A 15,263-nucleotide genomic window follows, 5' to 3' on the forward strand; every position below is an offset into this window, starting at 1 on the left:
GGCACTCACTCGGTTGGGAGGGACACCACATTCCTTCCCGCCCAACCTGCGACCTGGTCTTTTGCCTCGGCACCTTCCCGAAATCCTGGAATCTGGTGCGCACTCCCTCACCAACGCAAAAACCCGCACCCCCAGCCACGAAAGCTAGGGGTGCGGGCTCAAACCCATTTGCAATTATGCCCGTGGAAGGACTGCGAGCGGTAGCACGTCGATGCCGGTGGCAACGCCGTTGTTCTCGTCGCGGAACCACGTGCGGATTTGGTTGATCAACTGCATCATGTGGGTCCCTCCTTTCAAAGTGTGAAGGTTGTTAACCTTCTGTTCACGTTGAGGTAACTCTAGGGCCACAAAATTAGTTTGTCAACACCCACTATTGGCGTGTCGCAGGTATTTCTGGAACGAGTCCCGGTGGCCAGCACACTAATTTCCCCAGGCTTGAGGTAAAGGGCAACAACTCGTCTATAGTGGGATATGACATGAAGCCACCCAACGCCTCCATGTCACCGTAAAGGCGAAGCCCCTCACCCGCCGGCAAGCTAAGTGAAGGGCTTCGTGAGACTAGTTAGTTGGCCAACCGGTCAGCTCGCGGATAACATCCGCGAGCAGTTTGGCCACTAACGCCACAAAGGTCCGGATCGTAATCGCACCGATTGCTATCCGGACCTTCCCCTTTTCCGGCTTATCGCCGACACCAGGTTTAGGCATCTCGTCTCACCCCCTTTCCCACGGAGAGGTGGCCCCAACTAGCCAGGGCAAGCCTGGATCCACCACACCAGCGGTGGAGACTCGCACCGCTAGAAAAGGGAGCGCTTCGATAAAGCGCTATTCCAAAGCTTACACAGCCGCTTTCCCGATTCTCGCCCACGGCTGAACCGCAGAAATACCCCGATCCATTCAAAGCGTGGGATTAGAAGCGTGCGATGCAGGTCGCACATTCGCACTGGCCAAGGATGATTTCTGGCGACCAGCGTCGCACTCCTTTAACACCTCGACCGGAATGAAAACCAACGAAACTCAACGAAAACACCGGAACGAAAACAACCCGAAAAACCTACAGGAACGGGTACGGGTCCCACCCGGTGAAGTATTCGATCCGTTCGCGCGCGATCAGCAAAATGGCGGCGACCACGGCGACCAGCACGATCGCCAAAAAGACCCAGCCAACGACCCGCCGCACTCCGCTCGCCGCCGTGCCGTCTTCGGCTGGGGACAGGAAGTGGATGCTCAACGAAAACAGGGTGGGCAGCCCGGCGCCGAGGAGCATGCCTACGCCGAGGACCATGAGTAGTGATTTCAGCATTGGTGTCTCCTATTTGCCCAGGTGGTGGTTGAGTCCGTGGGTGGTGTCGACGATGTGCGCGGGCCCGGTCGGTCCGGTTTGGGGGCCTTCGGGGCCGTCGATTGGGTCCCAGTCGTCGTTGACGTTGTCGCGGTGTACGGGCTGCAGTTGCGCACGGTAGAACATGTAGCCGCCGCCGATTGCGAGGATGACGGTGAGGAGGATGCCGCCCCAGACGAGGTCGCCCCCAATTGTCGACGCCCACTTCGCCACCCACCACGTGACGAAGGAGATGGCCGCCGCGATCGGCAGTGTGGTGATCCAGGCGAGTGCCATCCTTCCGGCGACTCCCCAGCGCACTTCACCTTTCGGGCCCGTCAGGCCTGAGCCCATGATGGATCCGGTGGCGACGTGGGTCGTCGATAGTGCCATGCCGAGGTGGGAGGAGGTCAGGATGATTGCTGCGGAGGATGTTTCGGCGGCGAGGCCCTGCGGCGGGTGGATCTCGACGAGCCCTTTGCCCAGCGTGCGGATGACGCGGAACCCGCCCGAGTAGGTGCCGATGGCGATGGCCAGGGCGCACGCTGCTTGGATCCAGAAGGGCATGGTGTGGTCGGCGTCGAATTGCCCGGCGGCGACCATGGCGAGGAAGATGACGCCCATGGTTTTTTGGGCGTCGGACGTGCCGTGCGCGAGCGCGACGAGCGACGCGGTGCCGACCTGCCCCCAGCGGAAGTAGGTGTCGCGGTGTTCGTGTTCGGCGTTGGCGGTGAGTCGGTAGACCAGCCACGTCGCGACGGCCGCGATGATCCCCGCGACGAACGGCGCGAACACGGCCGGCAGGATGATTTTGTCCAGGACGCCTTCCCACACGACGCCTCCCCACCCGATTGCCGCGATCGCAGCACCAATCAGCCCACCGAACAGCGCATGCGAGGACGATGATGGAATCCCGTATAGCCACGTGAACAGGTTCCACATGATAGCGCCGGTCAGCCCGGCGAACACCACGAGCAGCAGCTTTTCGGATTCGATGGTGTTGGACAGATCGAACCCGTCCAACTTCACGATGCCACTCGCCACCGTCTTCGCCACCGCCACCGACAGGAACGCACCTATTAAATTAAGGACGCCCGCGAGCGCCACCGCCGTTTTCGGCTTGAGCGCCCCCGTCGCGATGGATGTGGCCATCGCGTTCGCCGTGTCGTGAAAACCGTTCGTGAAGTCGAAGAACAGTGCCACAGCGATAATCAGAATCAGAAGGATAGTGATACTCACAACCTGGCATTATTCTCCTCCCCCGCCGGGAATGAAACTCTTTTCCACTTTTTACCTATTGTTCACCTCCCACCAGGCCTTTTCCCAGCTTGTCCGCCCGTTGTTCACCTTCTGGGGGCTGGCGTGGGGGTGTGTTCGTGTTAGAGTCTGTGCCAATGAGGACACGCCGAGGTTGGGGAGGTGCACCGTGAACGATTCCGCTGCGTACGTTCCTTTTCCGACGTTTGCTGAGTGGTCCAACCAGGCGAATGGGCATGGGGCGTTTGAGCGACTTGCTGCCGAGTTTCGGTGTTTTGGGGCGGAGCAGCGTGCCCGCTATTCGCGTGAGTCGACGCGCTTTGCTGCCGTCGATACGAATGCGATTGAGGGGGTGTTTCGTTCGGATCGTGGTTTTACGTATTCCGTGGCGAAGCAGGCGCATGGTTGGGAATCGGCGATGGAGGAGCGCGGTGTCCATGTGCGGCCGTCGTTTGAAGCGGCGATGGACGGCTACAACCTGGCGCTTGATGTGGCTACGGGCCGTTGGCCGTTGACGGAGGCGTTGATCCGTCGCCTGCACGAAACGATCATGGCGAGCCAGAAGCAGCCGCTGCAGCGTGGCGTGTATAAGTCGCAGCAGAATTCCCCGGTGCGTCCGGATGGTTCGCAGCACGTGTACGCGTCCCCGGAGGAGACGCCGAGTGAGATGCAGCGCCTGGTGGAGCAGTGCCGTTTGGATGAGTTTGTGGCGGCGCATCCGGTGGTGCAGGCATCGTATGTGCATTATGCGTTCGTGTGCGTGCACCCGTTTGCTGATGGCAATGGGCGTGTGGCGCGCGCGTTGGCGTCGGTGTTTTTGTACCGGGATCCGGGTATCCCCCTTGTAATTTTCGACGACCAAAAGCACCACTACTACGACGCCCTCGAGAGCGCCGATGCGGGTGTGTTCCGCCCGTTCATTGACTTCATTGAGCAGCGGGCGATTGACACGATGAACGTCGCGATGCTCGAACTCGGCGGCACGGACGACGTCGATTCCGCCCTCGCTGACCTCGGCGATGCCTCCGCGCTCCGCCTCGCGGACATGGTGTTCACGGAGCTCGAGCGCCAGTTCGGTGCACTCCAGCACCACCCACTTTTCGACGCCACCATCGCCCGCACCTGCACCACCCCAACCTGCACCGACGCTGACGGCTTTTCCTTCTCCCTCACGCCGACTTCATCTTCCGGCTCCCAAGTGACCGCAAACTTCAGCGTGTTTGCCAACCCGCAGGCTACCGACCGTCCCGAATACATCGTGGCTTGTACGTATGCGCAGCCATTCGGCCGTCCTGTGCCGCGGAACCTGGAAGTGTTTCGTCGCGAGCTCACCCCGGGCATCAGCCTGAGCCTGACTACCCGCATCCGCGCCTGGTCGGCAGCAGTACTCGCCGACGCGGTGCGGGCGTTCAAGGGGTAGCTCACCCCTGGCAGCTCACCCCGGCAACCCCACAAACACGAACGGCCCGCCCTCTGTGCATTCAAAGCGTTCGATTAGAAGCGTGCCATGCAGGTCGCGCTTTCTCACCCAGCTCGGCCGATTTCCGCTGACCTGCATCGCACTCCTTAAAGCGCACGCTTTTAACCCGGCTCGAGGGGCACCCGAAGTACCAGAGTGGCTAAGAGGGCTTCCTGAACATTAGCTGTGCACCACAATCCCCGACGTGACAGCAGTGACCTGGGCAAATAGAACGTCGGCAAACAGGAAACCCGGATTTTGGTGCGCCAGGCATTGATAGTCAGTGGAACCCTTATCGCGACGCGCCGTATTTTTGCCGGTCAACGGTCGACTGCTTGTCGACGGCGGCTCCGCCCGCGCCTGCGCCGCGGCTCGGTGACTTCGCCAAAAATAAAAGCCCCCCTCTCGTATGACGCTGTTCTGACGGGAAGCTCGGAGGGGCTTTCTGTCTCCACGAGTAGAGGCCATGCGGTGGGCGCCTCGGGAAATGACGCTGACCTCAAGTAGCAGCTATCGTGTGATCGATTCCCGTTGTATCTCGTAGAGAGCGCCTCTAAAAGAGGAATGGGAGTACAGGTAAAAGTATGTTTCGGTGAGAGCACCGGTCATGAGCAGTTACGTGTCGGTTGGACATGATTCGAAAGGTGTTTCTTGTGGATTCCTCCAAATATCCGTCAGATGAAGAATTCCTTGCACTGCTGAAATTGACGCGCGAAGAGCTATCCCCAGAACTGACCCCGGTCACCCTGGAATGGGTATCAGCATTGCAATTGGAAACGGAGGGGTTTCTGGCAATCGGTGAGACCTTGACAGCGAAGCGCCTCGCCTTGTCGCTGATACAGGTTTTAGCAAGATTTGAATCCGAATACGGGAACCGCCGTTAATCACGTTGCCACTGTCTAGGGCGTCAGCTTCTCGACGCCAGTTCCACCCCTCCACCCCACCCGCAATTCTGTTCACAAATTCCCGACTCTTCGCGCGACGCCTATCCCTCCTGACCGTGCCGGTCTCATCGCTCGGCCAGTTCCCCGCAACAGCGCAGGCAGCAGCAAACCACTTCCGCCATCTCCTACACTTCGTCAGCAGCCGCTTTGAGCTCTGCCGCCTCGAGATCACCTAGGGTGACGCCTTCGGGTGCTTCCCAGTAGCGGTTGCCCGAGGTTGATGCACCCATTAGGAAGCTTGATGCTGCGGACGGAGAGGCGAACAACGTGTCTCGATTGAGTTCGTTGCCTTCGATGCGGTCGGCGAACCTCTCTCGGTTCTTGCGCACCGAATCAGGCGCGGAAGGGGTCAGACCTTCTTTCACTTTGACACCTGCGAAAACAATGATGTCCTGAGGGAATCCGGTTCCCTCAGGACATAGCTCAGCGACCTTAGAACTTAAGGTTCAGGGCCCCACGGAGCTGTGGAAGCAGTGCGAATGCCGCACCGCCTACCAATGCAAGGACTCCGAGAACGATCCCAACAATGCCGGCTGTGGACGAGCCTTCCTTCGCTGGCTTGGCATTGTTGTCTGATGTGCTTGGCTTCGGCTTCTTTGCTTCTTCGGCCTTGCGCTTTTCTTCTTCAGCTTTCTTGGCGGCTTCTTCTGCCTTGCGCTTTGCTTCAGCTGCCTTCTTTTCGGCTTCTTCAGCTGCTTGGCGTGCTGCTTCTTCTTCGGCTGCCTTCTTAGCGGCTTCCTCGGCCTTGCGCTTTTCTTCTTCAGCCTTCTGGGCAGCCTCTTCTGCCTTGCGCTTGGCTTCGGCGGCCTTCTTTTCGGCTTCTTCAGCTGCTTGGCGTGCTGCTTCTTCTTCGGCTGCCTTCTTGGCGGCTTCCTCAGCCTTGCGTTTTTCCTCTTCAGCCTTCTTGGCAGCTTCTTCGGCCTTACGTTGTTCCTCTTCAGCTGCTTGGCGTGCAGCTTCCTCTTCGGCAGCCTTCTTGGCAGCCTCTTCTGCCTTTCGCTTTTCCTCTTCAGCCTTCTTCGCGGCTTCCTCGGCCTTGCGCTTCGCTTCGGCGGCTTCGCGTGCAGCTGCTTCCTCGGATTCTTTCTGCAAGTATGCGTTTTCGCACAGCAGAGCGGGGGTTTTTGTGTTGCCTAGGAGGTTAACGAGTGATCCGTAACCGGCTACAGCTTCGAACTCATCCTCGAGGGTCTTGAGCCGCATCTCTCCTGGAGAAAGCATTGCCTTGAGACGCGGCGAAGGAGGAAATCCCATTTGCAGGCCACGATATACGGTAGGCAGCTGGTGGGCGGTGTCAAGCGCGGACGTAACGGCGTTGCCGTCTTGTGCAAAGATGACGGGCTTTTCTGTAAATGGGTAGTCGCCCATTTCCTCGCTTGACCAGTTCCGGGCCACTTCGAGGTCGTAAGGGTAGCCGGTGGACGCCCACTCTTTGAGTTCAGCTTCTATATCTGAGTTGGTGAAAAACATGTATTGGTTGTCGAGGGATTCGAAGCCCTTGGCCTCTAAATCGGCATCGGATATTGAAGGCGTGTTTAAGAGTGAGTTTTTCTGCACCTCCGGGTGGTTGTCCCATGCCTCGAATAGGCTCTTGTATTCAGGGAATTCTTTACGCATCCGGTTTTGCACCTTGGTCTGCTCTTCAATCTTCAGCGTGAAGAGTTTCTTAGCAATCTCTTGCTCTGCCGAGTCGAGCGTGACAGTGCAAATCTCTTTGTTGTTTCGCGTGTCTAGCTGTACATCTTTCGCCAGCGCCGAAGGCGATACGAGAAGCGATCCTGCGAGACCGAGCGCACACAGTGTGGCTATGGAGCGTTTGTTCATTATGAATTCCTAATCTAGGGGTGGAGGAAATGACTCTTCTTTATATAGTTCAATTTCGTGTACCAGGCGCCCCTTAACGTAAACGCCGTGAAGATCGGGGGTAGTTTGGGGGTAACTGTGCCTCAGGTTGGGGTCGACTGTGTGTTGCGTGTCAAACCCGTAGGTTCGCTTATCGACGCCAGCTCCGCCCCCGCCACTCCCATCTGCAATTCTGTTCACAAAATCCCGACTAATCGCACGAAGCCCACCCCCACCCACATAGAATCAACAGTCATGTGCCCTGACGCGACTGCAACCAACGCCGCCAAGCCCGCAGCCAAGCAATCCCAAACGTTCGCTCCCGGCCTTACGGTCCGGGTCCGGGACGAGTTGTGGCTGATCACGAACGTGACGCAGTCGGCGGACGGGTTTTTGTTGTCGGTGCGCGGCTTGTCGGATTTCGTGAGGGATGCTTCGGCGGCGTTTTATACGGCGATTGACCGTGTTGAGGTGGTGGATCCGGCGGATGTGCGGGTGATTCCGGATCGTTCGCCGGGGTTCCGTACGTCGAGGTTGTGGTTGGAGACGACGTTGCGTCGTACGCCGGTGCCGTTGTTCCAGGAGCAGTTGTCGGTGGCGGGTCAGATGTTGTTGGATCCGTTGGATTATCAGTTGGCGGCTGCTCGTAAGGCGTTGAGTAGTGAGAATTTGCGTCCGCGTGTGTTGATTGCGGATGCGGTTGGTTTGGGGAAGACGCTTGAGGTCGGGTTGATTTTGTCGGAGTTGATTCGGCGTGGGCGTGGGGATCGTATTTTGGTGGTGACGCCGAAGCATATTTTGGAGCAGTTCCAGCAGGAGTTGTGGTCGAGGTTTGCGATTCCGTTGGTGCGGTTGGATTCGTTGGGGATTCAGCGTGTGCGTCAGAAGTTGCCTGGTAGCCGGAATCCGTTTACGTATTTCAATCGTGTGATTGTGTCGATGGATACGTTGAAGTCTCCGAAGTATCGGGCGCAGTTGGAGCGTGTGCGTTGGGATGCTGTCGTGGTGGATGAGATCCATAACGCGACGAATGCGGGGACGCAGAATAATGAGTTGGTGCGTACGTTGGCGCCGACGACGGAGGCGTTGTTGTTGGCGTCGGCGACGCCGCATAATGGTTCGTCGGATTCGTTCCGTGAGATTTTGCAGTTGTTGGATCCGATGTCGGTGCGTCCGGATGGTTCGATTGATGTGTCGGCGGCGGAGCGGTTGATTATTCGGCGGCATCGTCATTCGCCTGAGGTGGCGAGTGTTGTGGGGGCGAAGTGGGCTGAGCGTGCGGAGCCGCGGAATATTTTGGTGGCGGCGTCTCCGGACGAGAATGCGGTTGCGCGTGAGTTGGATGAGGTGTGGGTGCATCCAAAGTCAGGGAATCCTGCTGGGGATCGGCTGTTTCCGTGGACGTTGGTGAAGGCGTTTTTGTCGTCGCCGGCGGCGTTGGAGGAGACGCTGGTGAATAGGTTGAAGAATGTGCCGTCGGGGTCGGCGGAGGCGTTGGCGTTGGAGCGGTTGCGTGGGTTGAATGCGGGGGTGTCGGCGGGGGCGTCGAATAAGTATCGGCGGTTGTTGGAGTATTTGCGTGAGGTGGGGGTTGGGCCGCGGAAGGCGACTCGTGTGGTGGTGTTTTCGGAGCGTGTGGCTACGTTGCATTGGCTGCGGGAGCATTTGGAGCGGGATTTGAAGATGCCGAAGGGCGCTGTTGCGGTGATGCATGGGCAGTTGTCGGATCAGGAGCAGATGCAGCTTGTGGATGAGTTTAAGCGTGCTGATTCGAAGTTGCGTGTGTTGGTGACGGGCGATGTGGCGTCTGAGGGAGTGAACTTGCATACGTTGTGTCATGATTTGGTGCATTTTGATATTCCGTGGTCGTTGATCAGGATTCAACAGCGCAATGGTCGTGTGGATCGGTATGGGCAGGAGCATGCGCCGCAGATTGCGACGTTGTTGCTGGATACTGAGGGTGGGGGCGATGTTGGTGAAGTGAAGGTGCTCGCGCGGTTGGTGGAGCGTGAGTTTGAGGCGAACCGGATTTTGGGGGATGTGGGCTCGCTGATGGGTAAATACAGTGAGTCGGCTGAGGCGGATGAGATCCGGAAGGTGTTGGAACGCCAGAAGGAGCTTGATGACGTCGCGTTGGCACCGGAGGCGGTGCAGGATGGCTCGGCGGGGGATTTGGTGGCGCAGATGTTGGCGTCGTTAGCTGCGATGCCTGATGAGGGCGTGGCTGATGTGGGGGCGCAGCGTCGTTCGTTGTATCCGGCTGAGGTGGGGTATTTGCAGGATGCGTTGAGTGAGGCGTTTCATGGTGCGCCGGAGAAGCCGTTGGAGGCGAACGGGGTGGCGTTTCACGTGCATGGGAATGGGGTGGCGGAGTTGGCGCCGCCGGTTGATTTGCGGCGGAGGTTGGATGTGTTGCCGCAGGATTATTTGGCGGCGCGGAGGGTGAAGGAGTCGTTCCAGTTAGCCACGACGCGGCTGCTTGGGGAGGAGTTGTTGCAGCGTGCTCGTACGGGTGATGAGGGGTCGACGTGGCCGGCGGCGCACTTTTTGGGCCCGTTGCATCCGGTGACGGATTGGGCGACGGATCGTGCGTTGGCGCAGTTGTCGAATGGCAGGATTCCTGCGATGCAGGGCGAGGTGGATGCGCCGACGGTGTTGCTGATGGGCACGTTGACGAACAAGCGTGGCCAGGTGGTGTCGCGTGCGTTTGTGACGGCGGGTCCGGAGTCCTTCCCGGCGACGATTGAGGATCCGGTGGCGTGGCTGCAGGGGGTCGGGTTGACGGTGGATGCGATTAATCCGGGCACGGTTGTGGTGCCGGAGGGGGCGCAGGAGATGATCCGTTCGGCGGTTGAGCAGGCGAAGGGCCAGTTGCAGCCGATGATGGCTGGGGCGAAGGCGGATGCGTCGAGAAGGATTGAGCGTTGGTTGCAGCAGGCGAATGCGTGGGAGGCGGAGAAGGCTGCTGGTTCGGCGCGTTCGGTGCGGGCTGCGAAGACGGCGAGGTTGTTGGAGCAGGAGAAGGCGTTGGTGGCGTCGTTGCATCCTGATCGTGAGTTGGTGCGTCCGCTTGTTCTTGTGTTGCCGAGGGAGGCCTAAGTTCGATGGCTGTGTTTGATTCGATTGTCAATGTTGAGGAGTGGATTAGTGATTACTACCTCACTACGGACGAGTCGAAGGGTGAGTCGTTTACGAAGCGTGTGAAGGCGCGGACGAATCAGTGGGCGAAGGAGGCGTCGCTGTCGGAGACGCCTGTGGAGCGGTTGAAGCGTGTGCGTGGCGCGTTGCAGTCGGCGTTTGCGCAGGGTGCGCCGACGTCGGCGTTGATCCGCGAGGCCTTCGGTTACGGTGAGCCGCAGGAGTTGACGTTTACGCGCGCGGGGGAGCCGGTGGAGTTCGTGGGCTGGGTTGGCCATGCGGGCACGCTGGTGGTGCTTGAGGTTGATCCAGTGGACAGTGTTGAGGAGGTTGCGCAGGCCAGCAAGGTTGTGGGGGATATTTTTCTTAGCGACGCCCCTCCGGCCTTCATCGTGATCATCGCCGGGAACTGGGTGGTGCTTGCGGAGCGTGAGTTGTGGCCGCTGGGCCGCTATTTGGCTGTGGATGTGCAGCTGGTGGTGGAGCGCAATGACACCACGAAGTCGGGTGAGCTGGCGCGTGCCGCGGTGATGTTGGCGCGCGAGGATATTGAGCGCGCTGCGGATGGCACGACGTGGTGGACGGACACGTTGGAGGAGTCGCGCCAGCATGCGGTGAAGGTGTCTGGTGATCTGCGTGATGCGGTGCGTGAATCGATTGAGTTGATTGGCAACGATGTGCTGCAGCGCCGCCGGGAGCAGGGTCTCCCGCTTGAGGAGGTCGACGGCAACGAGCTTGCCCGCCAGGCGCTCCGGTACTTGTACCGCATTCTGTTTTTGTTGTTCGCGGAGGCTTCACCCGAGTTGGGTATTTTGCCCACGGGTAGCCCTGAGTACGTGGCTGGCTACGGCCTGGACCGGCTGCGGGATCAGATTCTGACGCCACCGGTCACCGAGCAGGCACGTCACGGCACGCACCTCTACGAGTCCCTGCAGGTGCTGTTTGACCAGGTCAACCACGGCCACGACCCGTTCGCAGCACCACATGCGGATGAGGACGCGCAGAACCACGGCCTGACCTTCCGCAACTTGGACGCAGACCTGTTCAAGCCGGAGGCCACCGCGCTGATTGACCGCACTTCCCTGTCCAACGAGGCGCTCACGCACGTGCTGCGCAACCTGCTGCTCTCCCGTGAGACGGCCGGGAAGGACCGCGGGTTCATCTCCTACGCAACGCTCGGTGTCACCGAGTTAGGCCAGGTGTATGAGGGGTTGATGTCCTACCACGGGTTCATCGCACAGGAAGAGCTTTACGAGGTCGCCCCGAAGGGCAAGGCTGAGAAAGGCTCCTGGGTCATCCCAGTCTCTCGTAGCGGGGAGGTCCCCGAGGACAGCTTCGTCATGGAGGACGTCGAAGACCCCGCCGGTGGCGTATTCAAGCGCCGCCGCAGGTACCCGCGTGGCTCCTTCGTGTACCGCCAGTCCAGCCGCGACCGTGAACGCTCCGCGTCCTTCTACACCCCGCAGGTGCTCACGGAGTTCAGCGTCTCCCAGGCTGTCGAGGTGCTGCAGGAGGAAGGCCGCATTAGCTGCGCAGATGACGTGCTCACGCTGAGCATTTGCGAGCCTGCGATGGGCTCCGGCGCCTTCGCTGTCGAAGCCGTCCGCCAGCTCGCAGAGTGCTACCTGGACCTGAAAGAACAAGAACTCGGCGAACGCGTCCCCGCCGAAGAGCGCGCCGTCGAATTGCAAAAAGTGAAGGCCTACCTGGCGCTGCACCGCGTGTACGGCGTGGATCTTAACCCCACCGCCGTCGAGCTTGCCGAGATTTCCCTCTGGCTGGACACTATGACGGCCGGCCTGAAGGCGCCGTGGTTCGGCCTGCACCTGCGGCGCGGAAACTCCCTGGTCGGCGCATTGCGCGCCACCTTTAGCAAGGAGCAGCTGAACAAGAAGGCGTGGCTGAAGTCCGTGCCGCGCCGGGAGTACGCGCCGGGCCGCATCCATCACTTCCTCCTCCCCTCTGAGAGCTGGGGTGCCGCAGCGGACGCGAAGGACCTGAAGAAGCTTGCCACCGAGGAACAGAAGGCGTTGAAGGCGTGGCGCCGCTCCATGTTGGTCAAGCCGACGAACCCGCAAATCAAACGCCTGTTGAACCTCGCTCAACGCGTTGAGTTCCTGTGGTCTGTGGCCCTTGCCAAGATACAGATTGCGGAATCACAAATCCGCCGCGACATTGACCTGTGGGGTCGCGAGTCCGAACCCGCCAGCGGTGTGGTCACCCGCGAGCAGATCGAGCGCGAGCTCCTGCACAACGAGGAAGGCGCCTACCGCCGTCTCCGGCTGGTGATGGACGCCTGGAACGCCCTGAAGTTCTGGCCACTCAATGAGGTACTGGACACCGAGCTTCCCGACTGGGACGAGTGGCTCGACACCCTGCAGGACATCCTGGGTAAAGAGGCCGAAGCCCGCGATGCGGCCCAGATGGTCGTCGGCCGTGCCACGGACTGGGACGAGCTGCACGAGCTGGAAACCACCGACCTCGGCCTGTCTGGTGCCCTGTCCATGGAGCGCATCCTGAGCGCCCACCCATGGATCGCCACCGTTCGCGACGTCGCCGAGGAGCAAGGCTTCTTTCACTGGGACCTGGACTTCGCCGCCGTCTTCGCCGAAGGCGGCTTTGACCTGCAAGTGGGTAACCCGCCGTGGGTGCGTCCCCGCGGTGACCTGGACGGGCTCTACTCAGAGCTGGACCCGTGGTTCTCCCTCGCCCACAAACCGACGCAGGCCGTGAAGAACGAACGCCGCGCCCACTGGAACGACGACGCCCGCATGCGCGACATCGTATTCAAAGGCACCGGCGATATCGTCGCCACCGCGAGCATACTCGGCAACGTGTCCGACTACCCGCACCTGGCCAACCAGCAGCCAGACCTCTACCGCGCGTTCATGGAACGCACCTGGTCGAACGCATCCCCGCGCGGCGTGGTGTCGCTCATCCACCCTGAGTCCCACTTCACCGAGAAGAAAGCCGCTCCCCTACGCCGGGGTGCGTACCTGCGGCTGCGGAGGCACTGGCAGTTTATTAATGAGCTAATGCTGTTCGACATCGATCACCACAATGCCTACGGCATTCATACATACGGCCCGGCGCACGATTCACCTGATTTCATCCAGGCAGCACATCTTTACCACCCACGCACCGTCGAAGAGTCACTACAACACAACGGCGAGGGCCCTTTACCCGGTTTGAAGGACGACAACTACAACTGGGACCAACGTCCCCACAAGGACCGCATAGAACACATCGATATTGACGAGCTCAAGCTGTGGGCCTCTATCCTGGGCGACTCTGAAGCCGACCCACTTGAATCGCGCATGGTGTACACCGTGAACACCGAAGCCGCGAAGGTGTTGGAAAAGCTAGCTGCGCAGCCACGAATTGGTGAGCTTGGTCTGCAGTTTTCACGTGGCTGGGACGAAACGATTGATAAGAAGAAGGGCTATTTCGATACCGGTTGGGCACGCCCAAATTCTTGGAGCGACGTAATTCTTCAGGGTCCGCATATCGGTATTTCGACGCCGATGATCAAAGAACCGAATCCTACGCTGAAACACAACCAAGACTGGAGTTTCACGGACTTAGAAGCGATGCCGGAAGACTTCATTCCAGCAACTGCATATCAGCCGAACCGCGAAGAGAGTTACGATGCTAATTACACGCATCATGAAGTGCGCGGTGTTTTGGTCCCTGATCGTGACTATTTCCGGTTGGCTTGGAGAAAGATGGCCGCTACTACCGGTTATAGAACTTTGTATTCAGCTCTGATACCACGCGGCGCAGCAATTACAGGTTCAGTTATCACTGGAGCATGCGTTGAAAGCAATCGGACCACCGTTGCTGTTGCTGCAGTGATGTCGTCAATACTTTGCGACTTCCAGGTGAGAGCAACTGGGTTAGCAAACTTGTACTCGTCGACAATAGAAAACCTCCCATTCAGGGTTAAACCTGAAAAGGAGGATCGGTTGGTTCGCCTATTTCTCAAGCTCAACTGCTTGACTCGTGCCTATGCACCTTTATGGGAAGAAATTACTGGAGAGTCTTGGACACTAGAAACACCCATCCGTGAGGCGAAGGAGCGACGCGAAGTCCAGTGGGAGATCGACCATATCGTCGCCGAGAGCTTCGGCGTCACCAGCGACGAATTAATGATGATCTACCGCACGCAATTCCCAGTTATGCACCGTTACGATCAGGAAGCTAAGCAGGAATGAATGTCTCAGGAAAAACTACTTGTGGGAATGGAAGGAGGCGTTGATTTAGATGCTCGAGACTGGTCAAATGCTGGGCAAGATTATTGGCTGGGGAGAAAAACTACTTCCGAAAATGAAGGCTCCGCTTTCATTGACATATCAGATTGGTCTAAATCAAATACTGCCATCATATAACTGTGAAGAGATCGATTTAGAGGGAAAACTGGCTAGTAATCCGAATTTTGATTCAGCTTTTGACGAAAATGGTGTACCCGTTGGCGAACCGCTAAACAGATATCCGTATGAAGAGGGTTTCTTCCGCGTATACATTCCAGAGCCCGAAAGCGTTGGTGTCAAGGACTGCCCAAGATCGATACGAGACCTTCCGAAGATGCAAGCAAGGCTCACAATCGTAGCTAGTCGAGCTGTCACCATAAAAGAGATCCGAATAACAGTGCTCTCCGTAAAGCCAGTCGGAGACGGCGGAACCTTGATTATCCGAAAAGGGCAGAGCATTACGCCTATCGGAAAGATGCTTTTTAGATTAAGCGCAACGCCTGGTGACTATTACGCGCAGGTGCTTGATATTGCAGAGTCTCCCGGTGAAGAGCGACGGTTCTTTGAGGAATACGACTTTTTCCTCGCTGAGGGTGAAGAGAAGACAATTGAAGCAATGATCAGCATGCCTCCTGGTTATGTCTACGACATTCAGATCGAGGCTGTGGCGGATAGTCGGTCATACGTCGGTAAGAACGTATTAACGGGAAAGTCCATCGAGAAAGTCTTTGCCTTTCAGAATGATAGCCACCCTGAGGAATGTGATTCCGAGTTGTGCCATCCGAACGGATGGGGGAGGTCTGGCCTAGGTGTGCCAGGAGGGTGCCACCCGAATGTGAGTCATAAGAATGCTTATGTGATTCAATTCACCGAGAGCGAGCAACCATGTTATGCGAAAGCCGACTACTCCAAGCTGGGAAGCCGCGGCATGTTTGAGTCTTATAAAGGATCGGTTGAAAAAGAGATCTAGTTAGGGAATCTGCATAACGGTCTTCGAGTACGTCGACGGGCAGTACGTGTTAAAACCATTCACGGGTTGCGATACCCTAAGACCC

At 58.5% G+C, this 15,263-nt stretch carries 10 protein-coding genes; 5 read left to right on the forward strand and 5 right to left on the reverse strand.

Annotated features, from left to right (window positions below):
- Window positions 1-558: 558 nt before the first annotated feature.
- The 3 genes from HMPREF3170_RS11735 to HMPREF3170_RS06735 form a co-directional block, all read right to left on the reverse strand.
- The gene (locus tag HMPREF3170_RS11735) at window positions 559-705 is read right to left on the reverse strand and encodes a hypothetical protein (RefSeq protein ID WP_168161632.1); all 147 of its coding nucleotides are present in this window, start codon (window positions 703-705) and stop codon (window positions 559-561) included.
- A gap of 346 nt (window positions 706-1,051) precedes the next feature.
- Window positions 1,052-1,300 carry a hypothetical protein gene (locus tag HMPREF3170_RS06730; RefSeq protein WP_070478688.1) on the reverse strand — a complete coding sequence of 83 codons (249 nt, stop codon included), beginning with the start codon at window positions 1,298-1,300 and terminating at the stop codon, window positions 1,052-1,054.
- A 9-nt stretch (window positions 1,301-1,309) separates the two neighbouring features.
- The gene (locus HMPREF3170_RS06735) at window positions 1,310-2,557 is read right to left on the reverse strand and encodes an inorganic phosphate transporter (RefSeq protein ID WP_070478690.1); all 1,248 of its coding nucleotides are present in this window, start codon (window positions 2,555-2,557) and stop codon (window positions 1,310-1,312) included.
- A 187-nt stretch (window positions 2,558-2,744) separates the two neighbouring features.
- On the opposite strand from HMPREF3170_RS06735, the gene HMPREF3170_RS06740 reads away from it, so the two are divergent.
- Together HMPREF3170_RS06740 and HMPREF3170_RS06745 are read left to right on the forward strand one after the other, a co-directional pair.
- Window positions 2,745-3,995, forward strand: coding sequence for a Fic family protein (locus tag HMPREF3170_RS06740; protein ID WP_070478692.1), 1,251 nt, complete (start codon window positions 2,745-2,747; stop codon window positions 3,993-3,995).
- Between the two features lie 692 nt (window positions 3,996-4,687).
- Window positions 4,688-4,918 carry a hypothetical protein gene (locus HMPREF3170_RS06745; RefSeq protein WP_070478693.1) on the forward strand — a complete coding sequence of 77 codons (231 nt, stop codon included), beginning with the start codon at window positions 4,688-4,690 and terminating at the stop codon, window positions 4,916-4,918.
- A 185-nt stretch (window positions 4,919-5,103) separates the two neighbouring features.
- Here HMPREF3170_RS06745 and HMPREF3170_RS06750 read toward each other — a convergent pair whose 3' ends face one another.
- Together HMPREF3170_RS06750 and HMPREF3170_RS11845 are read right to left on the reverse strand one after the other, a co-directional pair.
- Entirely contained in the window at window positions 5,104-5,343 is a 240-nt protein-coding gene (locus HMPREF3170_RS06750; protein ID WP_070478695.1) for a DUF4357 domain-containing protein, read from the reverse strand.
- A gap of 67 nt (window positions 5,344-5,410) precedes the next feature.
- A complete protein-coding gene (locus HMPREF3170_RS11845) occupies window positions 5,411-6,802 on the reverse strand; it encodes a hypothetical protein (protein ID WP_070478697.1) in 1,392 nt (463 codons plus the stop codon).
- Window positions 6,803-7,075: 273 nt separating this feature from the next.
- Between HMPREF3170_RS11845 and HMPREF3170_RS06760 the strand changes: the two genes are divergently transcribed.
- From HMPREF3170_RS06760 to HMPREF3170_RS06770, 3 genes are read left to right on the forward strand one after another with little or no spacing between them, the layout of a single operon-like run.
- Window positions 7,076-9,919, forward strand: coding sequence for a DEAD/DEAH box helicase (locus HMPREF3170_RS06760; RefSeq protein WP_083290908.1), 2,844 nt, complete (start codon window positions 7,076-7,078; stop codon window positions 9,917-9,919).
- Window positions 9,920-9,924: 5 nt separating this feature from the next.
- Window positions 9,925-14,172 (forward strand): class I SAM-dependent DNA methyltransferase, encoded by a 4,248-nt coding sequence (locus HMPREF3170_RS06765; RefSeq protein ID WP_070478699.1) that lies wholly within the window; start codon window positions 9,925-9,927, stop codon window positions 14,170-14,172.
- 49 nt (window positions 14,173-14,221) lie between these two features.
- Entirely contained in the window at window positions 14,222-15,178 is a 957-nt protein-coding gene (locus HMPREF3170_RS06770; RefSeq protein ID WP_070478701.1) for a hypothetical protein, read from the forward strand.
- The last annotated feature ends 85 nt before the right edge of the window (window positions 15,179-15,263 follow it).

This window comes from Corynebacterium sp. HMSC08D02 (assembly GCF_001807505.1).
In the GTDB taxonomy this organism is placed as follows: domain Bacteria; phylum Actinomycetota; class Actinomycetes; order Mycobacteriales; family Mycobacteriaceae; genus Corynebacterium; species Corynebacterium pseudogenitalium.